General features: G+C 66.6%; 20 protein-coding genes. 14 read left to right on the forward strand and 6 right to left on the reverse strand.

The features are described 5' to 3' along the window. From KHY18_RS12770 to KHY18_RS12825, 12 genes are all read left to right on the forward strand, one after another. A partial coding sequence (locus tag KHY18_RS12770) for a glutamate ligase domain-containing protein (protein ID WP_283771325.1) occupies positions 1-884 on the forward strand: 884 nt, incomplete at its 5' end. Between the two features lie 23 nt (positions 885-907). Next, positions 908-2,143, forward strand: a complete 1,236-nt coding sequence (gene ftsW / locus KHY18_RS12775) for a putative lipid II flippase FtsW (RefSeq protein WP_213300361.1) — start codon at positions 908-910, stop codon at positions 2,141-2,143. Beyond that, positions 2,140-3,201 (forward strand): undecaprenyldiphospho-muramoylpentapeptide beta-N-acetylglucosaminyltransferase, encoded by a 1,062-nt coding sequence (murG, locus tag KHY18_RS12780; RefSeq protein WP_213300248.1) that lies wholly within the window; start codon positions 2,140-2,142, stop codon positions 3,199-3,201. The genes ftsW and murG overlap by 4 nt, the downstream gene beginning before the upstream one ends. After that, on the forward strand, positions 3,198-4,640 hold the full coding sequence (gene murC, locus KHY18_RS12785) for a UDP-N-acetylmuramate--L-alanine ligase (RefSeq protein ID WP_213300250.1): 1,443 nt from the start codon (positions 3,198-3,200) through the stop codon (positions 4,638-4,640). The genes murG and murC overlap by 4 nt, the downstream gene beginning before the upstream one ends. A 23-nt stretch (positions 4,641-4,663) precedes the next feature. Then, positions 4,664-5,638 carry a D-alanine--D-alanine ligase gene (locus KHY18_RS12790; RefSeq protein WP_502768825.1) on the forward strand — a complete coding sequence of 325 codons (975 nt, stop codon included), beginning with the start codon at positions 4,664-4,666 and terminating at the stop codon, positions 5,636-5,638. After that, on the forward strand, positions 5,635-6,459 hold the full coding sequence (locus KHY18_RS12795) for a cell division protein FtsQ/DivIB (RefSeq protein ID WP_213300255.1): 825 nt from the start codon (positions 5,635-5,637) through the stop codon (positions 6,457-6,459). The genes KHY18_RS12790 and KHY18_RS12795 overlap by 4 nt, the downstream gene beginning before the upstream one ends. 58 nt (positions 6,460-6,517) lie before the next feature. After that, positions 6,518-7,747, forward strand: a complete 1,230-nt coding sequence (gene ftsA / locus KHY18_RS12800) for a cell division protein FtsA (protein WP_159913287.1) — start codon at positions 6,518-6,520, stop codon at positions 7,745-7,747. Positions 7,748-7,868: 121 nt separating this feature from the next. Beyond that, positions 7,869-9,110 carry a cell division protein FtsZ gene (gene ftsZ, locus KHY18_RS12805; protein WP_213300257.1) on the forward strand — a complete coding sequence of 414 codons (1,242 nt, stop codon included), beginning with the start codon at positions 7,869-7,871 and terminating at the stop codon, positions 9,108-9,110. Between the two features lie 229 nt (positions 9,111-9,339). After that, entirely contained in the window at positions 9,340-10,263 is a 924-nt protein-coding gene (gene lpxC, locus KHY18_RS12810) for a UDP-3-O-acyl-N-acetylglucosamine deacetylase (protein ID WP_213300259.1), read from the forward strand. A gap of 10 nt (positions 10,264-10,273) precedes the next feature. Next, entirely contained in the window at positions 10,274-10,450 is a 177-nt protein-coding gene (locus tag KHY18_RS12815) for a hypothetical protein (protein WP_213300261.1), read from the forward strand. A gap of 180 nt (positions 10,451-10,630) precedes the next feature. Continuing rightward, a complete protein-coding gene (locus tag KHY18_RS12820) occupies positions 10,631-11,080 on the forward strand; it encodes an RcnB family protein (RefSeq protein ID WP_249729101.1) in 450 nt (149 codons plus the stop codon). 38 nt (positions 11,081-11,118) lie between these two features. Further along, on the forward strand, positions 11,119-11,565 hold the full coding sequence (locus KHY18_RS12825; protein ID WP_213300263.1) for an RcnB family protein: 447 nt from the start codon (positions 11,119-11,121) through the stop codon (positions 11,563-11,565). A gap of 143 nt (positions 11,566-11,708) precedes the next feature. Here the strand turns inward: KHY18_RS12825 and ruvC are convergent, their stop codons facing one another. The 6 genes from ruvC to KHY18_RS12855 all read right to left on the reverse strand — a co-directional run bounded on the left by ruvC (position 11,709) and on the right by KHY18_RS12855 (position 17,509). Continuing rightward, positions 11,709-12,257, reverse strand: a complete 549-nt coding sequence (gene ruvC, locus KHY18_RS12830) for a crossover junction endodeoxyribonuclease RuvC (RefSeq protein WP_213300264.1) — start codon at positions 12,255-12,257, stop codon at positions 11,709-11,711. A gap of 18 nt (positions 12,258-12,275) precedes the next feature. Next, the gene (gene mtgA, locus KHY18_RS12835; protein ID WP_213300365.1) at positions 12,276-12,989 is read right to left on the reverse strand and encodes a monofunctional biosynthetic peptidoglycan transglycosylase; all 714 of its coding nucleotides are present in this window, start codon (positions 12,987-12,989) and stop codon (positions 12,276-12,278) included. A gap of 9 nt (positions 12,990-12,998) precedes the next feature. Next, positions 12,999-13,838, reverse strand: coding sequence for a shikimate dehydrogenase (gene aroE, locus KHY18_RS12840; RefSeq protein ID WP_213300266.1), 840 nt, complete (start codon positions 13,836-13,838; stop codon positions 12,999-13,001). Between the two features lie 81 nt (positions 13,839-13,919). After that, a complete protein-coding gene (locus tag KHY18_RS12845) occupies positions 13,920-14,780 on the reverse strand; it encodes an energy transducer TonB (protein ID WP_213300269.1) in 861 nt (286 codons plus the stop codon). Next, complete coding sequence (locus KHY18_RS12850) at positions 14,777-16,852, reverse strand: RNB domain-containing ribonuclease (protein WP_213300271.1); 2,076 nt, start codon at positions 16,850-16,852, stop codon at positions 14,777-14,779. The genes KHY18_RS12845 and KHY18_RS12850 overlap by 4 nt, the downstream gene beginning before the upstream one ends. Positions 16,853-16,924: 72 nt before the next feature. Further along, positions 16,925-17,509 carry a YqiA/YcfP family alpha/beta fold hydrolase gene (locus tag KHY18_RS12855; RefSeq protein WP_213300273.1) on the reverse strand — a complete coding sequence of 195 codons (585 nt, stop codon included), beginning with the start codon at positions 17,507-17,509 and terminating at the stop codon, positions 16,925-16,927. 99 nt (positions 17,510-17,608) lie between these two features. Here KHY18_RS12855 and rodA point away from each other — a divergent pair, with 99 nt between their 5' ends. Both rodA and tldD read left to right on the forward strand, forming a co-directional pair. Continuing rightward, the gene (rodA, locus tag KHY18_RS12860) at positions 17,609-18,811 is read left to right on the forward strand and encodes a rod shape-determining protein RodA (RefSeq protein ID WP_213300275.1); all 1,203 of its coding nucleotides are present in this window, start codon (positions 17,609-17,611) and stop codon (positions 18,809-18,811) included. Between the two features lie 60 nt (positions 18,812-18,871). Beyond that, a complete protein-coding gene (tldD, locus tag KHY18_RS12865; RefSeq protein ID WP_213300277.1) occupies positions 18,872-20,332 on the forward strand; it encodes a metalloprotease TldD in 1,461 nt (486 codons plus the stop codon). The last annotated feature ends 11 nt before the right edge of the window (positions 20,333-20,343 follow it).

The following is a 20,343-nucleotide window of genomic DNA, read 5'->3' on the forward strand; positions in this document are numbered from 1 at the left end:
GCAGCGTCGAAGCCTATGCGGCCGCCAAGGCGCGGATCTTCGGTGACGGCCTGATGATTCTCAACCGCGAAGACCCGGTCGTGATGCAGATGCTGCCCGCGCCCACGCGCGTCAAGCTGCAGCGCCCGCAGGAACGCGTGCACCTCACCTTTGGCGGCGACATGCCGCGCCGTCCGGGCGACTTCGGCATCGAAGTCGTCGCCGGCATGGCCTGGCTGGTGCGCGCGCTCGAAGCCGATGAAACCGGCAAGCGCGCCAAGGCGGCACAGGACGATCTGCATTTCCAGCGGCTGATGCCCGCCGATGCGCTGCGCATCCGCGGCCGGCACAACGCAATCAATGCGCTGTCGGCGCTGGCCCTGGCCTCGGCCGCGGGCTGCGCGCTGGGCCCCATGCTTTATGGCCTGCGTGAATACCGCGGCGAGCCGCACCGCGTCGAGCCCGTGGGCGTGGTCGGCGAAGTGGAATTCTTCGACGACAGCAAAGGCACGAACGTGGGCGCGACCGTGGCCGCGCTCACCGGCCTGGGCGCCGATCGCCGGCTGGTGGTGATCATGGGCGGCGAAGGCAAGGGCCAGGACTTCTCGCCGCTGGCGTCTCCCGTGGCGCGCTACGCGCGCGCCGTGGTGCTGATCGGCCGCGATGCGCCGCTGATCCGCGCCGCGCTGCAAGCCACGGGCGTGCCGCTGCTGGACGCCGAATCGATGCCGCAGGCCGTCGCGCTGGCCCATGCACAGGCGCGGCCCGGCGAAGCCGTGCTGATGTCGCCCGCGTGCGCGAGCTTCGACATGTTCAAGGACTATGAAGACCGCGCGCGCCAGTTCGTGCAGGCGGTGGAAGGCCTGGCGCATGACGCCGGCAATGACCTGGAGGGCTGGGTGTGAGCACCGCTTCCATCTCGCAGCGCATGGCCGCCTGGTTTGGCGGTATCTCGGAGAAGGCCGTCGATGTGCTGCCGGTGCGCGTGGGCGGGCCGCAGTATCGCCGCCCCACGGTCACGCCCGCGAGCGTGCTGGGTCTGGACCAGGCGCTGATCTGGATGGTGATAGGCCTGCTGGCCTGGAGCATCGTGATGGTCTATTCGGCGTCGATCGCGATGCCCGACAACCCGCGCTTCGGCAAGATCGCGCCCACCCATTTCCTGCTGCGCCACAGCATGTCGATAGGCATGGCATTCGTAGGCGCGCTGCTGGCGTTCCAGGTGTCGATGGTCACCTGGGAGCGCATGGCGCGCAAGCTGTTCCTGGTCTCGCTCATCTTGCTGGTCGCGGTGCTGATTCCGCATGTGGGCACCGTGGTCAACGGCGCACGCCGCTGGCTGTCGCTGGGCATCATGAATTTCCAGCCGTCCGAACTGGCGAAGTTCGCGGTGCTGATCTACGCGGCCGATTACATGGTGCGCAAGATGGCCGTGAAGGAGCGCTTCTTCCGCGCGGTGCTGCCCATGGGCGCGGCCGTGGTGGTGGTCGGCGTGCTGCTGCTGGCCGAGCCCGACATGGGCGCGTTCATGGTGATCGTGGTGATCGCCATGGGCATCCTGTTCCTGGGCGGCGTGAACGCGCGCATGTTCTTCCTGATCGCGTTCCTGGTGGTGCTGGCCTTCGTCATCATGATCGGTTTCTCCGAATGGCGGCGCGAGCGCATCTTCGCCTATCTCAACCCCTGGGACGAGAAACACGCGCTGGGCAAGGGCTACCAGCTGTCGCACGCGCTGATCGCGATCGGCCGCGGCGAGATCTTCGGCGTGGGCCTGGGCCGCAGCGTCGAGAAGCTGCACTGGCTGCCTGAAGCGCATACCGACTTTCTGCTCGCCGTGATCGGCGAGGAATTCGGCCTGGTCGGCGTGCTGACGCTGATCATCATGTTCCTCTGGATCACGCGCCGCATCATGCACATCGGCCGCCGCGCCGTGGCGCTGGACCGGGTGTTTTCCGGGCTGGTCGCGCAGGGCGTGGCCATTTGGGTGGGCTTTCAGGCCTTCATCAACATGGGTGTGAATCTGGGGGCGCTGCCGACCAAGGGGCTGACGCTGCCGTTCATGAGTTTCGGCGGGTCGGCGATCTTGATGAATTTAGTGGCGTTGGCCGTGGTGTTGCGCGTGGATTACGAAAACAAGGAACTCATGCGCGGAGGACATCCATGAGCAAGACCGCATTGATCATGGCCGGCGGTACCGGCGGCCACATTTTCCCGGGCCTGGCCGTGGCCCAGGCGCTGCGCGAGCGCGGCTGGCAGGTGCATTGGCTGGGCGCGCCGGGCAGCATGGAGTCGCGCCTCGTACCGGCCCAGGGCTTCACGCTCGAGACCATCGATTTTTCCGGCGTGCGCGGCAAGGGCCTGGTCACGCTCGCGCTGCTGCCGTTGCGCCTGCTCAAGGCCTTCTGGCAGGCGCTGGCCGTGGTGCGCCGCGTCAAGCCCGACGTGGTCGTGGGCCTGGGCGGCTACATCAGCTTCCCCGGCGGCATGATGGCCGTGCTGGCCGGCAAGCCGCTGGTGCTGCATGAACAGAATTCGGTGGCCGGCATGGCCAATCGCGTGCTGGCCGGTGTCGCCGACCGTGTGTTCACCGCGTTTCCCAAGGTCTTCGCCAAAGGCCAGTGGGTAGGCAACCCGCTGCGCCCGGCGTTCACGGCCCAGCCGCTGCCGGCCGCGCGCTTCGCGGGCCGCAGCGGTCCGCTGCGCCTGTTGGTCGTGGGCGGCAGCCTGGGAGCGCGTGCGCTCAACGATGTCGTGCCCCAGGCGCTGGCGCTGATTCCCGCCGCTTTGCGTCCGCAGGTGCTGCACCAGAGCGGCGCCAAGCAGATCGATGCGTTGCGCGCGAACTACGCGGCCGCGGGCGTGGAAGCCACGCTTACACCGTTCATCGACGACACCGCCCAGGCCTTCGCCGACGCCGATGTGATCGTCTGCCGCGCGGGTGCGAGCACCGTGACCGAGATCGCCGCCGTGGGCGCGGCCGCGGTCTATGTGCCATTTCCATCGGCCGTGGACGACCACCAGACCACCAATGCGCGCTTCATAGTTGACGCCGGCGGTGGATGGTTGCTGCCCCAGGGAGAACTGGGCGCGGAAATGTTGTCCAATATGCTACAAAATATGCAGCGCTCCACGCTTTTGGAGCGCGCAGAACAAGCGAAGAACATGCAAAAGATTGAGGCGACCACCGCGGTGGTGCGCGCGTGCGAGGAGTTGGCGAAATGAAACACGCCATCCACCACATCCATTTCGTTGGTCTCGGCGGCTCGGGCATGAGCGGTATCGCCGAAGTGCTGAAGAACCTCGGCTACCGTATTTCGGGCTCCGACCTGGTCGACAGCCCCAGCCTGCAGCGCCTCAAGGGCCTGGGCATCACCACCTGTGTCGGCCATGAGGCCAAGCACATCGAAGGCGCGGACGTCGTCGTCACCTCGACCGCGGTCCAGGCCGACAACCCCGAAGTGCTGGCCGCGCGCGCGAAGAAGATTCCCGTCGTGCCGCGCGCGCTGATGCTCGCCGAGCTGATGCGTTTCAAGCAGGGCATAGCGATTGCCGGCGCCCACGGCAAGACCACCACCACCAGTCTGGTGACTTGCGTGCTGGCCGAAGCCGGGCTGGACCCGACCTTCGTCATCGGCGGCAAGCTCAACAGCGCGGGCGCGAATGCGCAGCTGGGCCAGGGCGACTACATCGTCGTCGAAGCCGACGAGTCGGATGCCTCGTTCCTGAACCTGCTGCCCTGCATGGCCGTGGTCACGAACATCGACGCCGACCACATGGAAACCTACGGCCATGACTTCGGCCGGCTCAAGGGCGCGTTCGTCGAGTTCCTGCACCGCATGCCGTTCTACGGCCGCGCCATCCTGTGCATCGACAGCCCGGCAGTGCGCGACATCCTGACCAGCGTCGCGCGTCCGATGACCACCTATGGTTTCAGCGAAGACGCGCAGGTGCGCGCGATCAACGTGCAGGCGCGCGGCGGTGAAATGCATTTCACCGTGCGCCGCGAAGGCCAGCCGGGCAATGGCGGCTACCCCGATCTGGACGTGGTGCTGAGCCTGCCGGGCGAACACAACGTGCTCAACGCGCTCGCGGCCGTGGCCGTGGCGATGGAGCTCGAGATCGGCGACGACGCGCTGCTGCGCGCGCTGCTCAATTTCAAGGGCGTGGGCCGGCGCTTCCAGCGCTATGGCGAGCTGCCCAGCCGCGACGGCGGCCAGTTCAGCGTGATCGACGACTACGGCCACCACCCGGTCGAAATGGCGGCGACGCTGGCCGCGGCGCGCGGCGCGTTTCCCGGCCAGCGGCTGGTGCTGGCCTTCCAGCCCCACCGCTACAGCCGCACGCGCGACTGCTTCGAAGATTTCGTCAAGGTCATAGGCGGTGCCGACCTGGTGCTGCTGACCGAGGTGTATGCCGCGGGTGAAGCGCCCATCGTCGCCGCCGACGGCCGTTCGCTGGCGCGCGCGCTGCGCGTGGCCGGGCGCGTCGAGCCGGTGTTCGTGGAAAACGTCACCGATCTGCCCCAGGTGATCGTCGACAACGCGCGTGCCGGCGATGTCGTGCTGTGCATGGGCGCGGGCTCGATCGGCGCGGTGCCGGCCAAGGTCGTGCTGATGATGGACCAGATTGCCCAGGCAGTCGAAGAGAAAGTCGGGATATGAGCGGATTGGACGCGAAAGCGAATATGAATATCGATGTGGTCGCACTGGGCAAGGTCGCGGTGCTGATGGGCGGGCGCTCGTCCGAGCGCGAAGTCTCGCTGATGTCGGGCGGCGGCGTGCTCGCCGCGCTGCGCGCGCGCGGCGTCGACGCCCATGCGTTCGATCCCGCCGAGCGCGACCTGTCGGCGCTCAAGACCGAAGGCTTTGCGCGCTGCTTCATCGCGCTGCACGGCCGCTTCGGCGAAGACGGCACGGTGCAGGGCGCGCTCGAGTTGCTCGACATCCCCTACACCGGCCCCGGCGTGATGGCTTCGAGCATCGCCATGGACAAGATCATGACCAAGCGCATCTGGCGCTTCGAAGGTCTGCCCACGCCCGACTGGCGTCTGGTCGCCAGCGCCGAGGAAACCAGCCACGCCCTGGCCGTGCTGGGTGCGCCGATGATCGTCAAGCCCGCGCGCGAAGGCTCGACCATAGGCCTGACCAAGGTCACGAGCGCCGAGGAATGCGCGCAGGCCTATGCGCTGGCGTCGCAGTACGACCCCGAAGTGCTGTGCGAGCAGTTCATCGACGGCGACGAGACCACCTGCCCGGTGCTCGAAGCCGCGGGCCAGCCCGCCGATGCCGGCCGCGCCCAGGCGCTGCCCGTGATCCGCATCGTCGCGCCCGAAGGCAATTACGACTATCAGAACAAGTATTTCACCGACACCACGCAGTACCACTGCCCCAGCGGCCTGCCCCTGGCCGAGGAGCAGGAAATCCAGCGCCTGGTCGAGCGCGCGTTCCGCACGCTGGGCTGCCGCGGCTGGGCGCGGGCCGACATCATGATCCGCGCCAGCGACCGCCAGCCGTTCCTGCTCGAGATCAACACCTCGCCCGGCATGACCAGCCACTCGCTGGTGCCCATGGCCGCACGCGCTTCGGGCATCAGCTACGAAGACCTGTGCCTGCGCATTCTGGCCAGTGCCGCCCTGGATGGAGGCGCTGGCCGACCATGAAGCGCACGCTGCCCGCTCCGCTCGACGTCAAGCTCATGAACGTGACCGCCACGGTCCTGTTCCTGGGCTGCGCCGCGCTGTTGCTGGCGGCGGCGAGCTGGTGGGTCGTGCGCCATCCCGCGTTTTCGATCAGCCGCATCATCGTCGAAGGCGAGCTGGTGCATAACAACGCGGTGACGCTGCGCGCCAACGTGGCGCCCAGCCTCACGGGCAACTTCTTCACCATCGACCTGGGCGCGGCGCGCGAGACGTTCGAGGAAGTGCCCTGGGTGCGCGAAGCCCAGGTGCGGCGCGAATACCCGAACAGCCTGCGCGTCGAGCTGCACGAGCATGTGGCCGAAGCGTTCTGGGGCCCGGACACGGGCGCGGAAATGGTCAACAGCTTCGGCGAAGTGTTCGAGGCGAACATCGGCGAAGTCGAACGCGAAGGCATTCCGCGGCTGCAAGGCCCGGCCGGCACATCGCAGCAGGTGCTGCAGGTCTACCGCATGCTCGCGCCCGCGCTGGCGCCGCTGTCGCTGGAAATCGACGAGCTGACGCTCAACGACCGCGGCAGCTGGAAAGCCCGCCTGGAGCATGGCGCCCAGATAGAGCTCGGCGGGGGCACGGTGGAACAGATGCTGCAACGCGTGCAGCGCTTCACGCGCACGCTGGGCACGGTCACGGCGCAGTACCAGCGCAAGGCCGATGCACTCGAATATGTGGATTTGCGTTATGAAGACGGCTATGCGCTGCGGCTGCATGGCGTGAGCACAGTACAGGGCAAGCTGCCTCCCCCCCGTCCCAAACCCCAGCCCAAGCCGGCTGCGGCCCGGCGCTGAGGATGAAGGCATATGCAACAGAACGACAAGACGGGACCAACTGAGGGCGGACTCTGATATGGCAAGAGAATACAAAGATGTGGTCGTCGGGCTGGACATTGGCACCGCCAAGGTCATGGCCGTGGTGGCGGAAGTGCTGCCCAACGGGGAGCTCAAGCTCGCGGGCCTGGGCGTGGCTCCGAGCAATGGGCTCAAGCGCGGCGTGGTGGTCAACATCGACGCCACGGTGCAAAGCATTCAGCTCGCGCTCAAGGAAGCCGAGCTGATGGCCGACTGCAAGATTCAGCGCGTGTGCACCGGCATCACCGGCAGCCACATCCGCGGGCTCAACTCCAGCGGCATGGTTGCCGTGAAAGACAAGGAAGTCACGCCCACCGATGTGGCGCGCGTGGTCGAGACCGCGAAGGCGATCAATATTTCCTCCGACCAGCGGCTGCTGCTGGTCGAGCCGCAGGAATTCGTGATCGACGGCCAGGACGTGAAGGAGCCCATCGGCATGAGCGGCATACGCCTCGAAGCCAAGATCCACATCGTCACGGGCGCGCAGAGCGCGGCCGAGAACATCATCAAGTGCGTGCGCCGCTGCGGCCTCGAAGTCGAGCAGCTGCTGCTCAACCCGCTGGCCTCGAGCCAGGCGGTGCTGACCGACGATGAACGCGAACTGGGCGTGGCCGTGGTCGATATCGGCGCGGGCACGACCGACGTCGCGATCTTCACCGGCGGCGCGATCCGCCACACGGCCGTGATCCCGATCGCCGGCGACCTGATCACCAGCGACATCGCGATGGCGCTGCGCACCCCGACCAAGGACGCCGAAGACATCAAGGTCGAAAGCGGCTACGCCAAACAGCTGCTGGCCGATCCCGACAGCCAGGTCGAAGTGCCTGGCCTGGGCGACCGCAGCCCGCGCATGATCAGCAAGCAGGCGCTGGCCGGCGTGATCGAGCCGCGCGTCGAGGAGATCTTCTCGCTGGTGCAGCAGGTGATACGCGAATCGGGCTACGAGGAAGTGCTGTCGTCTGGCATCGTGATCACGGGCGGCAGCTCGGTCATGCCCGGCATGGTCGAACTCGCCGAGGACATTTTCCTCAAGCCCGTGCGCCGCGGAATTCCCAAGTATTCCAGCGCTTTGGCTGACATGGTGGCCCAGCCGCGGTCGGCTACAGTCATGGGTTTGCTTGACGAGGCACGCCTGGCGCGCCTGCGCGGTTTCAAGGTGGCACAAAAGAGTGGGTCGATGAAGACCGCTTTTGGTCGTTTCAAAGACTTCATTGTGGGAAACTTCTAGCCATGAGCGCCTATCGACTGCGCATCACCGGCCCGCCCACGGATGTCCGAATACGCGTGATTCCAGGATTTCCCTTTCAAACGGCCGTGACCCCAATTTTCAGAGTTTCAGGAGCAGCAACATGACCATCGAAATGATCGAAGCCGAAGAGTTCAACCAGGGCACACAGATCAAAGTGATCGGTGTCGGTGGCGGCGGCAGCAATGCCGTCGAGCACATGATTGCCCGCAATGTGCAGGGCGTGGAATTCGTCTGCGCGAACACCGATGCCCAGGCATTGATCCGCAGCGCCGCGCACCGCACCATCCAGCTCGGCCAAAGCGGCCTGGGCGCGGGCAGCAAGCCCGAAAAGGGCCGTGAAGCCGCCGAAGCCGCCGTGGAAGACATCCGCGCGGCCATCGACGGCGCGCACATGCTGTTCATCACCGCCGGCATGGGCGGCGGCACCGGCACCGGCGCCGCACCCGTGATCGCGCGCGTCGCCAAGGAAATGGGCATTCTCACGGTGGGCGTGGTGACCAAGCCTTTCGACTGGGAGGGCGGGCGCCGCATGACCAACGCCGACAACGGCCTCAACGAACTCGAAGCCAATGTCGACTCGCTGATCGTGGTGCTCAACGAGAAGCTGCTCGACGTGCTCGGCGACGACATCACGCAGGACGAAGCCTTCGCCCATGCGAATGACGTGCTGAAGAACGCCGTCGGCGGTATCGCTGAAATCATCAACGAATACGGCCAGGTCAACGTCGACTTCGAAGACGTGCGCACCGTGATGGGTGAACCCGGCAAGGCGATGATGGGCACGGCGACGGCTGCCGGCCCCGACCGCGCGCGCATCGCTGCGGAGCAGGCCATTGCCTGCCCGCTGCTCGAAGGCATCGACCTGTCGGGCGCCAAGGGCGTGCTGGTGCTGGTCACCGCGTCGAAGGGCAGCCTCAAGCTGTCCGAGTCGCGCCTGGCGATGAACACCATCAACGCCTACGCTTCGCCCGATGCGCACGTGATCTTCGGCGCCGCCTATGACGACAGCCTGGGCGACGAAATCCGCGTGACCGTGGTCGCGACCGGCCTGGCCCGCCAGAACGCGCGCCGCCAGAACATGGCCGTGCTGCAAGGCGGTCTGCGCACCGGTACCGACAACCTGAGCTACCAGCTGCCCACGGCCAACATGGGCAGCGCCCAGGGCGCGGGCGGTCTGGGCGGCACGGGCCACAGCACCGACTTCGGCAACATGGGCAACATGTCCGTGCCCAGCGTCTGGCGCACCAACCGCACCCAGGCCGCAGCGCGTGTCGACGCACTGGCCTCGGGCGGAATGGAAGACCTGGAAATTCCGGCCTTCCTGCGTAAACAAGCGGATTAACCCCCTGAGCCGCTTAAGCGGCTTCCCCCTTCCATCCTTCGGTGGAAGGGGGACGGCAGCCTCGGTGCGGGGCGGCCCTTCCTCGCTGCCCCCTTGCTGGGGCGCGCCAGTTTCATACGCTGTTACCCGTGTCAAAGGTTTATCGCCTATCGCGAAATTGATCGCGGTCATAGCCAAGTCTGTGTCCCGGCCACGGCCGGGACATGGCTGGCCCACTTAAAATCCAGGTATGTTGAAGCAACGCACCCTCAAGACAATCACCCGTGCTGTGGGCGTGGGCCTGCACAGCGGTCAGCGCGTGGAGTTGACGCTGCGCCCCGCGCCAGCCGACACGGGCATTGTTTTTCGGCGCGTTGACCTGCCCGAGCCCGTCGATATCCCGATTTCGGCCTATGCCATCACGGACACCCGCATGGCCTCGACCATCGGCGTGGGCGGTGCCAAGGTGCACACCGTGGAGCATCTGATGTCGGCCATCGCGGGCCTGGGGCTCGACAACCTGTTCATCGACATCACGGCCGAGGAAGTCCCGATTCTCGATGGCTCGTCGTCGTCGTTCGTGTTCCTGCTGCAAAGCGCGGGCATCGCGCTGCAGGACGCACCCAAGCGCTTCATCCGCGTCAAGCGGCCCGTAGAAGTGCGCGAAGGCGAAGGCAAGAACCTCAAATGGGCGCGCTTCGATCCCTATCACGGCTTCAAGCTGCGCTTTGAAATCGACTTCGCCCACCCGGCGGTCGATTCGACCGGTCAGTGCGTGGAGTTCGATCTGGGCGAAGACAACTATGTGCGCGACATCGCGCGCGCGCGCACTTTCGGCTTCACCAAGGACGTCGAAATGCTGCGTACCAACGGCCTGGCGCTGGGCGGCGGGCTCGACAACGCCATCGTCATGGACGACTACAAGGTGCTCAACAGCGATGGCCTGCGCTATGACGACGAGTTCGCCAAGCACAAGATCCTCGATGCGATCGGCGACCTGTTCGTCATCGGCAAACCGCTGCTTGCGGCCTACAGCGCGTTTCGATCGGGCCACGGCATGAACAACCAGCTGCTGCGCGCGCTGCTAGAGCAGACCGATGCCTGGGAGATCGTGACTTTCGAGAACGAACGCCTGGCCCCCAAGGGCTTTGCCGAACCGGTTCGCGCCTGGTGAGGGCTGTCCCATGCTGATCTTTCGCGCCCTCGTCGGTTTTCTGTTCGTCGCTGCCTTGCTGTGCTTTGCGTTCTACCTGGGCACGGGCCAGGCCGGCTACAAGCGCTGGGCCATGCTGATTCTCAAGTGGACGGTGATTGCCGCATTGGCTTTCTTTGGCGTGCTGATCCTGGGCCGGATTGCCTGAATCCGGCCGTAAATGTTTCATCTGGGAACGTTTGAGCGCCTGCAAATGTGTCGATTCGCTGCCCGTGTGAATCAACGCAAGCATTGCGCAAAACTTGTGTAAAGCGCCGCCGTCCGACCTCACAAGCCCCTGTGGATGGGCCATCATGCAGTCATACCAACCACTTCACAAAGGGGTGACATGACACACAATAAATCGATCCAAGCCGGCATCTGGGCCACCGCCGCCGGCATTGCCTTGACGGTTTTTGCGCCACTGGCTTCGGCCCAACCCCATTCGCAGGAGCCGCAGCGCGGCGGCCCGCAGATGCACCACTCCGAGCCAGGCCGTGGCGGCGCGCAGATGCAGCGCCCCGCGCCGCAGGTCCAGCATCATCCCGCGGCCAAGCCCGGCAAGGGTCCGAACCACGCGCAGGCCAATGGACCGCATCGCGGCGCCGGCCCCGATCGCAACCTGCACCGCGGCGGCAAGCTGCCGCCGAGCTATCGCAGCAAGCACTATGTGGTCGACGACTGGCGCGGCCACGGCCTGCAGCGGCCGGGACGCGGTCAGCATTGGGTGCAGGTCGGCTCCGACTACCTGCTGGTCGCTGCGGCCACCGGTTTGATCGCGCAGATCATCCTGCATTGAGCCACGCGCGCTATTCACGTTTTTGAAAGGGGATCATCATGACCCGTTGGACCACTTCCGTCATGGCCACAGCCGTCGCCCTGACCATGGGCCTGAGCGCCACACTGGCCCAGGCACAGCCCGACAACCGCCGCGGCCCTCCCGGCCATTCGCAAGGCCATGGCAACGGCCATGGAAAGGGACACGGCCATGCCGGACCCGATCGCCATGACCGCCATGATCGTTACGACCGCCGTGACGACCGCCGCCCCGGCCCGCCGCCGCATGCCTATGGCGGTCGCCATGGCGCCGGCCCGCAGCACAATTGGGTGCGCGGCTCGCGCATTCCACCGCAGTACCGCACGCGCCACTATGTCGTCAACGACTGGCGCGGCCACCGCCTGGCGCCGCCGCCGCGCGGCTACCACTGGGTGCAAAACGGTGGCGACTACCTGCTGGTGGCGATTGCCACGGGCGTGATCGCGCAGTTGATACTGAGCCATTGATCTTGCGCTGAACCGTGCGAGAAACCCGTCCTGCGCAAAGTGGGGCGGGTTTTTTTCTTGGGCTGCCGTTCATGGTTCGACAGGCTCACCACGAACGGGGGTGTGGGCGCGGCGCGAATGGCCGAGCACGGCTGGGCAGGCCTTCAGTAGGAGCGCCCGCCCTTGTACATCGCATGCTGGCGGCGCTGCAGCGGAGCGACTTCGGCGATGCGCGCCATGGCGGCGCCCACATGGGCGTGGGTGATGGCAATGCCCAGCGCGTCGGCGGCGTCGGGGCCGGGCAGGCCGGGCAGCTGCAGCAGTCGTTGCACCATTGCCTGGATCTGTTCCTTGCCCGCGCGGCCATGGCCGGCGACGGCTTTCTTCATCTGCAAGGCCGTGTATTCGGCCACGGGCAGCAGGCTGGTGACCAGCGCCGCGAGCGCCGCGCCGCGCGCCTGGCCCAGCAGCAGCGTCGATTGCGGGTTGGTGTTGACGAACACGATTTCCACGGCCGAACTGTCTGGCTGATAGCGTTGCGCGACTTCGGTGATGCCGTCGAACAGCAGCTTGAGCCGGCCGGGCAGGTCGCCGCGGTCCAGCGCCGTGGTGCGTATGGTGCCGCTGGCCACATACGTCAGGCGGTGGCCGTCCACGTCGACCACGCCAAAGCCCGTGGTCTGCAGGCCGGGGTCGATGCCAAGAATGCGCATTTATGCTCTTTTCCGCCGTCAGGGCAGTGCCGCATGGCCCATGCGACGCATGATGATGCGTGCGCGCTGGGCCAGGTAGGTGGATTTCGGTTGCAGCGCAAAGCGCTTGGGCTGTGGCAGCATCACCGCCAGGCGCGCGGCCTCGGCCGCGCTCAGGCGCGACGCGGGCTTGCCGAAATAATAGCCGGCAGCGGCCTCGGCGCCAAAAACGCCAGGACCCCATTCGACATGGTTCAGATAGATCTCGAGAATGCGTTGCTTGGTCAGGAACAGCTCGAGCAGCTTGGCCAGCACCAGTTCCTGGCCCTTGCGCGCGAACTGGCGCTCGCCCGAAAGCAGCAGATTCTTGGCCAGCTGCTGCGTGATGGTCGAGCCGCCATAGATTTTCGTCGGCGCCCGGCCCGCGGCCTGGGCGCGTTCCTCGGCGCGCTGGTTGCGCTCCCAGGCTTTCTCGATCGCATCCCATTCGACGCCGCTGTGGTCGACAAAGCCGTCGTCCTCGGACGCCACCACGGCGCGCTTGAGGTGGTCGGAGATCTGTGCGTAGTCGACCCACTGATGGCGCCAGCGCTGGATGTCGCCGCTGCGCAGCGCCTGCCAGGCTTCGGAGCGCTGTACCGTGGTCGATGCCGGGTCGAGCACGACCATGGCCGCGATGCGCACGACGAAGAACAGCTCCAGCAGCAGTGCCGCACACAGCAGCAGGGCCAGCCAGCGCCAGACAGGCTGCATGCGCATGGCTTATGCCCCGAGGCTGGCGCGCAGCTCGGCCAGCACGGGCGCGCCGGCTGGGCGCACTCCGCGCCATAGAGCGAACGCCTGCGCCGCCTGTTCGACCAGCATGCCCAGGCCGTCACGGCCGCGCGCGCCATGCTGCGCGGCCCAGTCGAGAAAGCCCTGGGCGGCCGGGCCGTACATCATGTCGTAGGCCAGGCAGCCCGGGCGCAGCACGCTTGCCGATACCGGCACGCCGGCGCCGCCGAGGCTGCTGGCCGAGGCGTTGATCACCAGATCGAAGTCCTGCGCGATCTCCAGGCCCTGGGCGCTGAGCTCCACGCCATGGCGCGCAGCCAGCGCCGCGTGGCGTTCGACCAGCGCCTGCGCCTTTTCCACGGTGCGGTTGACGATGACGATGCGCCGCGGCTGCTCGGCGAGCAAGGGGCCGAGCGCGCCGGCCGAAGCGCCGCCCGCGCCGATCAGCAGCACATCGCTGCCCGCGATCGGCTGGCCCGCATTGTCGCGGATATCGGCGACCAGGCCCAGTCCGTCGGTGTTGTCGGCATGGATGCGGCCGCCTTCGAGCACCAGCGTATTGGCCGCGCCCGCGAGCTGCACGCGCTCGCTGCGGCTGTCGGCCAGCTCCGCGGCCTGCAGCTTGAACGGCACGGTGACATTGCAGCCGCGCCCGCCGGCCGCGGCAAAGGCCTGCACGGCCGCGGCAAAGCCGTCGAGCGCGACCAGCTCACGCGTGTAGTGCAGGGATTGCGCGGTCAGTTCGGCAAAGCGTGCATGGATCCAGGGCGAGCGGCTGTGCTCGACGGGATTGCCCATGACGCAGTAGAGATCGACGGTGGATGGCATGGCAGTGTGAAAAAACAGGGGTGGACATCGACGCGGGACGTGACAGCGCCCTTCGGGAGGCTTGTGGCGAACGGCAGGCCGTCAGCGCACGCTGGTCTCCAGCGTCTGCTCGCGCGTGAACTTGAAGCGCGACACCACGGCGATCTGGTCGGCCTTGGCGCGCATGGCGGAGCCGAACTGGCCGAACGGTCCGGCGGCGCGCGCAATCGCCGCGGCGCGGCTGTCGAGCAGCGGATTGCCCGAACTTTGCACGATCTCGGTGTCCAGCACCTGGCCGTCGTGGTTGACGGTGACGATCATGGTCAGCTCGCCGTAGAGCTTCTTGCCGGACTGCTCGGGAAAGTTCTCCGTGCCCTTGTCTTCGACCTTGCGGCGCAGCGCGTCGTAATAGACCGCATACACCTCTTCGCGCGTCGCCGGGCTGATGTAGCGTTTCTTGGGCCGCGCATTCTCTTCGTTGATGCGCTTTTCGATTTCGGCGAGCAGCTTGACGAGCTGCTGGCGCTTTTGCTGCTCGCTGAGCTGCTGCGGGTTGGGAGCGGTCTCGCGCGGATCGAGCGGGGCCATGGTGGCCACGCGCTGGCGCAGCTGGGTCAGCAAAATGGCCTGCTGCTCCTGCATCGCGTCGAGCTTGCGCTGCGCTTCCTCGAAATCTTCGCCCACGGCCGTGAGCGCCGAGTAGGGCAGCGGGCTGGTCGCCCGGCCCTGGGCGGCTTCGCCGCCGCCGGCCAACGAAGCCTGGGCAATGGCCTGGGCCTTCTCGGGGCGTTCCTGGGATTTGGCGTTCACCAGAATGACTTCGAGCGGGGTGTCCTGGAACACGCGCTCGAAGGCCTGGGGATGAACGAAGCGAACCGAAAGCACGGCCGCGTGCAGCGCCAGCGAGATACCGAGCGCGAGCTGCAGGGTGGTCAAGGAGCGGAGCGCGGCGCGAACTTTCACGGTGCGGGAGGCGTCACGCTGTCGGTTTCGTTCATGTCGACCGCGATGGCGATGGGCCCGGCGACTGCGTCGTCTTCACCTTCGTCTTCGGCGGCCTCTTCGCCCGCACCCGTGGCCTGGGCCTCGGGGCTGTCGAGGCGCTCGATCAGCGTGCCGTTGACGTCGAGCGTGATCTCGTCGATCTCGCCCAGGCGCACCTTGAGGCGCGCGCCGCGCGGCAGGCCCTGGGCGCCGAGCACCGGAAGCACCAGCGGCAGGTCGTCGGCACGCACCAGGAAGCTGCCCCCCGGGCCTTCCTTGATGACGCTGGCCTCGATTTCGGTGATGCCGTTCTGCTCGAGGTACTTGAGCGTCCAGAAGCGTTCCATGCCGGCCTGGTAGCCGTTGTAGGCGCTGTAGGCGGTGTCGAAGCTGCTGATGATCGCGAACAGATCGGCGTCCTTGGGCTTGAACGGTGCGACCAGGGCCGCGGTCTTGCCGTTGCGCACGCAGGCGATGATCTGCCACTGGTTGACCAGATCGACATAGCGGCGCAGCGGCGAAGTCGCCCAGGCGTAGCTCTTGACGCCGATGCCGGCGTGCGGCAAGGCCTTGGTGCCCATGCGCACCTTGACGCCGGGCGCCAGGCTGGCCTGGCTGCGGTAGATGCCGGGTACGCCGTGCTCGGCCAGCAGATTGCCCCAGGTGCTGTTGGCGACGATCGCGGCTTCGGCGACGATCAGGTCGAGCGGCGCGCCGCGCTTGCGCGTGGTGATCTGCACGGTTTCGTTGCCCACGGGCTCGCCGCCGGCATTGCCCGTGAGGCGGAAGTTGTAGTCGGGGCGATTGAAGTTCTCGGGCTTGCCGCGCACGACTTCACGCTGCGCCTTGAGGTGCTTGGCCAGGCGGTGCAGGAACGTGAACTCGCTGCGCTTTTCCTGCAGCGCGGCGGGCGTGCCTTCGATTTCGATCGACGGGTCGTTGAGCCATTCCTCGGTCACGATGTGATCGAGCTGGTCGTGGCGGAAATTGGTCTGCACCGGCACGCGCTCCAGGCGCGTTTCGTTGCTGATGAACTCGAGCGTCTCTTCATTGATCTGTACGTACAGCGAGACCGCGGGGTTGGCCCGGCCTTCGTCGAGCGTGTAGACCTGCACCACTTCGTCGGGCAGCATGGTGATCTTGTAGCCGGGCATGTAGACCGTCGACAGACGGTTGCGGCCCAGCTGGTCGAGCGGCGTGCCGGGCACGATGGCCAGGCCCGGCGCGGCGATGTGCACGCCCAGCGTCACGACTCCCGTGCCCAGGCCCTGCACCGACAGCGCATCGTCGATTTCTGTCGTTTGCGAATCGTCGATCGAGTAGGCCTGCACATTGGCCAGCGGCAGCTCCTGCGGCGGCTGGGGTGCGGCCAGCGCGGGAAAGCCCGTGCCCTTGGGGAAGTTGTCGAACAGGAACCGCTTCCAGTGGAACTCGTAGGCCGAGTCGATCGCGCCCGCGCGCTGCAGCAGATCGAGCGGCGCGAGGTGCGTGGCGCGGCTGGCTTCGACCACGGCCTTGTATTCGGGGGCATTCTTGTCGGGGCGGAACAGGATCTTGTAGAGCTGCTCGCGCACCGGCGCCGGGCATTCGCCCTGGCCCAGCTGCGCCGCCCATTCGTCGATCTGCGCCAGCACCTGCTTTTTCTTCTCGATGGCGGCCAGTGCCTGCTGCAGGATTTCGGCCGAAGCCTTGCGAAAACGCCCCTTGCCCGCGCGGCGGAAGTAATGCGGCGCGTCGAACAGCGCGAGCAGCGTGCCCGCCTGCTGGGCCAGCGTGGCGTTTTCCGAGAAATAGTCGCGTGCGAGGTCGGCGAAGCCGAATTCGTCTTCGGGAGCGAATTCCCAGGCCAGGTCCAGCTCCATGCCGTCGGCCTGGGCTTGCGCCTGGGCCATCAGTTCGGCCGGCGACGGCTTGTCGAACTTGATCAGGATATGGGCGGCCTTGACCTTGACCCGCTTGCCAGTATCGAGCTCGATCTGGGCGGAAGTGTCGGTTTCGGACAGGATGCGACCGGCGAGGAATTTGCCGGCTTCTTCAAACAATGCGTGCATGGTTGCAATTGTCCCATGAGGTCCGGGGTGGTTGCAGGGCTTTTCCTTGCGCTGTTGCGGGCCGCCTGGGCCTCAGGCCAGCGCCAGAAAGCGGCTGATGCGGGGAATATGGGTGGCGAAGTCGCTGAGCGCATGCTCGCCGCCCTCCTGCAGCGCGATCTGCGCCTGCGGGTAGCGCGCGACCATTTCGCGCCAGTCGAGCACTTCGTCGCCCTTGGCGATGAACGCCAGCTCGGGCCCGGCCGCGGGCAGGGCGCGCGTGTCGAGCGCCTGCAGCTCGGCGATGTACTCGGGCCGGAAGAAGAACTGCACGTCGGCATCGTGCCAGGCAGTCTGCGCGCCGATATGCTTTTCGAGGTCGCGCGCCGGAAACACCGCGGGGTTGAGCAATACGCTGGCGCAGCCACGCTGCTGCGCGAACCAGCTCGCGTAGAAGCCGCCCAGCGACGAGCCCATCACGGCCGTAGCCGCGCGCGGCCAGTCGGCCGTGCCTTCCAGCAGCAGCTGCGCGGCTGCGCGTGGCGACGGCGGCAGCTGCGGGCACCACCAGTGCACGCCCGGGTGGTGGGCCGCGACATGCGCGGCCATCTGCTGCGCCTTGAGCGATTGGGGCGAAGAGCGAAAACCGTGCAGATAGAGCAGATGGGTCGTGGTCATGGGATCAGGGGATCAGCAGCAGTGCGACACACGCCATTGTGTCGCCTGCTGGCCCGCGGCAAACGCTGGATTTGCCGGGCAACGGATAATCGCGGCCATATGTCCGCAGCAGAATTCGACAAGCCTTCGCTTCTTCAACGCATCATGCCGCTGTTTCGCGGTTTTGACGGCCCCCTCGTGCTGCTGGTGCTGCTGTTGGTGAGCATCGGGCTGACCGCCATGTATTCCTCGGGCTATGACCACGGCTCGCGCTTCATCGACCATGGTCGCAACATGCTGATTGCCGCGGCGCTGCTGTTCGTCGTCGCCCAGGTGCCGCCGCAGCACATCATGAAAGTCGCCGTGCCGCTATATCTGCTGGGCGTGGCGCTGCTGATCGCGGTCGCGGTGTTCGGCATCACCAAGAAAGGCGCGCAGCGCTGGGTCAACGTGGGCGTGGTGATACAGCCCAGCGAGCTGCTCAAGATCGCGACGCCGCTGATGCTGGCCTGGTGGTTCCAGCGGCGCGAAGGGCAGATACGGCGCACCGACTTCGTGCTGGCGCTGGTGCTGTTGATGGTGCCCGTGGGTCTCATCATGAAACAGCCCGACCTGGGCACTTCGCTGTTGGTCATGGCTGCGGGCCTGTCGGTGATCTTCTTTGCGGGCCTGCCGTGGAAGCTGGTGCTGCCGCCGGTGGTGCTCGGGGCGATAGGCATCGTGCTGATCGTCTGGTTCGAGCCCCAGCTGTGCGCCGAAGGCGTGCGCTGGCCGGTGCTGCATGAATACCAGCAGACGCGCATCTGCACGCTGCTGGACCCCACGCGCGATCCGCTGGGCAAGGGCTTTCACATTCTCCAGGGCATGATTGCCATCGGCTCGGGCGGCGTCTGGGGCAAGGGCTTCATGGCCGGCACGCAGACCCATCTCGAGTTCATTCCCGAACGCACCACCGATTTCATTTTCGCGGCGTTCTCCGAAGAGTTCGGCCTGGTCGGCAATCTGCTGCTGATCACCGCCTTCTTGCTGCTGGTGTGGCGCGGCCTGGTGATCGCCACGCGCGCCCAGCAGCTGTTCGCGCGGCTGATGGCGTCGGCGGTGGCGATGATTTTCTTCACCTATGCGTTCGTCAACATGGGCATGGTCAGCGGCATCCTGCCCGTGGTGGGCGTGCCCTTGCCGTTCGTCAGCTATGGCGGCACGGCCATGGTCACGCTGGGGCTGGCGCTGGGCGTGCTGATGTCGGTCGCGCGCTCGCAGCGCCAGTTGCCGCAGGACGCGACGCTGGGCCGGGGCGCGCTGGCCAATGCGCGCCTGGGCTGAAGTCGGGCGAATTTCCGCCAGTGCAGGGAGAGGGCATGGGGTGGTGCCTACAATGTACCCATGATCTCCCGCGAACCCACCATCGAACGCCTGGCCACGGCCCGCAGCTTGCTGCTCGAGCCTTTCGGCCTGGATGAATCCCACCTCGCACGCGCCCTGGCCGAGATCCGCTCGCACCAGGTCGATGACGCCGACCTGTACTTCCAATACACCCGCGCCGAAGGCTGGAGCCTGGAGGAAGGCATCGTCAAGACCGGTTCCTTCAGCATCGACCAGGGCGTGGGCGTGCGCGCGGTCAGCGGCGAGAAGACCGCCTTCGCCTATTCCGACGACATTTCCGAAGCCTCGCTGCTGGACGCAGCGCGCACCGTGCGCAGCATTTCGAATGCCGCCAAGAGCCAGCGCGCGAAAGTCGTGCGCCCGAAGATCGCGGGCAGCCGCTCGCTCTATCCCGCGATCGACCCGATTGCCTCGCTCGACAGCACGGCCAAGGTCGAGCTGCTGGGCCGCGTCGAAAAACTCGGCCGCGCCAAGGACCCGCGCGTCAAGCAGGTCATGGCCGGCCTGGCCAGTGAATACGATGTGGTGCTGGTGGCGCGTGCCGACGGCACGCTGGCCGCCGACGTGCGCCCGCTGGTGCGGCTGTCGGTCACGGTGATCGCCGAGCACAAGGGCCGGCGCGAAGTCGGTTCGGCCGGCGGCGGTGGCCGCTTCGGCCTGGCCTATTTCAGCGATGAACAGATCAGCCAGTATGTCGACGAAGCCGTGCATGCGGCGCTGGTCAACCTCGATTCGCGCCCCGCGCCCGCCGGTGAGATGACCGTGGTGCTGGGCTCGGGCTGGCCCGGCATCCTGTTCCACGAAGCCGTGGGCCATGGCCTCGAAGGCGATTTCAACCGCAAGGGTTCGAGCGCGTTCAGCGGCCGCATAGGCCAGCGCGTCGCCGCCAAGGGCGTCAACGTGCTAGACGACGGCACCATCGCCGACCGCCGCGGCTCGCTCAACGTCGACGACGAAGGCTGCCCCAGCCAGCGCAACGTGCTGATCGAAGACGGCATCCTCAAGGGCTATATCCAGGACTCGATGAATGCGCGCCTGATGGGCGTCGCGCCCACGGGCAACGGCCGGCGCGAAAGCTATGCGCACATTCCCATGCCGCGGATGACCAACACCTATATGACGGGCGGCGATCTTGCGCCCGAGGAAATCGTCGCCAGCATCAAGAAGGGTCTGTACGCGACCAACTTCGGCGGCGGTCAGGTCGACATCACCAGCGGCAAGTTCGTGTTCTCCGCGAGCGAAGCCTACTGGGTCGAGAACGGCAAGATCCAGTACCCGGTCAAGGGCGCAACCATCGTCGGCAGCGGCCCCGAGTCGCTCAAGAAGATCAGCATGATAGGCAACGACATGCGCCTGGATCCCGGCGTCGGCACCTGCGGCAAGGAAGGCCAGAGCGTGCCCGTGGGCGTGGGTCAGCCCACGCTGCGCATCGACGGCCTCACGGTCGGCGGCACGGCCTGATCCGGCGCGCC

Origin of the sequence: Acidovorax sp. CCYZU-2555 (assembly GCF_018413525.1) — a bacterium.
Classification (GTDB): domain Bacteria; phylum Pseudomonadota; class Gammaproteobacteria; order Burkholderiales; family Burkholderiaceae_C; genus Comamonas.

Coding starts and splice junctions, on each gene's coding strand:
- mtgA (WP_213300365.1), bottom strand. CDS start 12,989: ATGCAGCCTGTCTGGCGCTGGCTGGCCCTGCTGCTGTGTGCGGCACTG.
- KHY18_RS12790 (WP_502768825.1), top strand. CDS start 4,664: ATGAATATCGATGTGGTCGCACTGGGCAAGGTCGCGGTGCTGATGGGC.
- KHY18_RS12855 (WP_213300273.1), bottom strand. CDS start 17,509: ATGACCACGACCCATCTGCTCTATCTGCACGGTTTTCGCTCTTCGCCC.
- rodA (WP_213300275.1), top strand. CDS start 17,609: ATGTCCGCAGCAGAATTCGACAAGCCTTCGCTTCTTCAACGCATCATG.
- KHY18_RS12820 (WP_249729101.1), top strand. CDS start 10,631: ATGACACACAATAAATCGATCCAAGCCGGCATCTGGGCCACCGCCGCC.
- KHY18_RS12795 (WP_213300255.1), top strand. CDS start 5,635: ATGAAGCGCACGCTGCCCGCTCCGCTCGACGTCAAGCTCATGAACGTG.
- ftsA (WP_159913287.1), top strand. CDS start 6,518: ATGGCAAGAGAATACAAAGATGTGGTCGTCGGGCTGGACATTGGCACC.
- KHY18_RS12850 (WP_213300271.1), bottom strand. CDS start 16,852: ATGCACGCATTGTTTGAAGAAGCCGGCAAATTCCTCGCCGGTCGCATC.
- murG (WP_213300248.1), top strand. CDS start 2,140: ATGAGCAAGACCGCATTGATCATGGCCGGCGGTACCGGCGGCCACATT.
- ftsW (WP_213300361.1), top strand. CDS start 908: ATGGCCGCCTGGTTTGGCGGTATCTCGGAGAAGGCCGTCGATGTGCTG.
- aroE (WP_213300266.1), bottom strand. CDS start 13,838: ATGCCATCCACCGTCGATCTCTACTGCGTCATGGGCAATCCCGTCGAG.
- KHY18_RS12825 (WP_213300263.1), top strand. CDS start 11,119: ATGACCCGTTGGACCACTTCCGTCATGGCCACAGCCGTCGCCCTGACC.
- KHY18_RS12815 (WP_213300261.1), top strand. CDS start 10,274: ATGCTGATCTTTCGCGCCCTCGTCGGTTTTCTGTTCGTCGCTGCCTTG.
- tldD (WP_213300277.1), top strand. CDS start 18,872: ATGATCTCCCGCGAACCCACCATCGAACGCCTGGCCACGGCCCGCAGC.
- lpxC (WP_213300259.1), top strand. CDS start 9,340: ATGTTGAAGCAACGCACCCTCAAGACAATCACCCGTGCTGTGGGCGTG.
- ruvC (WP_213300264.1), bottom strand. CDS start 12,257: ATGCGCATTCTTGGCATCGACCCCGGCCTGCAGACCACGGGCTTTGGC.
- ftsZ (WP_213300257.1), top strand. CDS start 7,869: ATGACCATCGAAATGATCGAAGCCGAAGAGTTCAACCAGGGCACACAG.
- murC (WP_213300250.1), top strand. CDS start 3,198: ATGAAACACGCCATCCACCACATCCATTTCGTTGGTCTCGGCGGCTCG.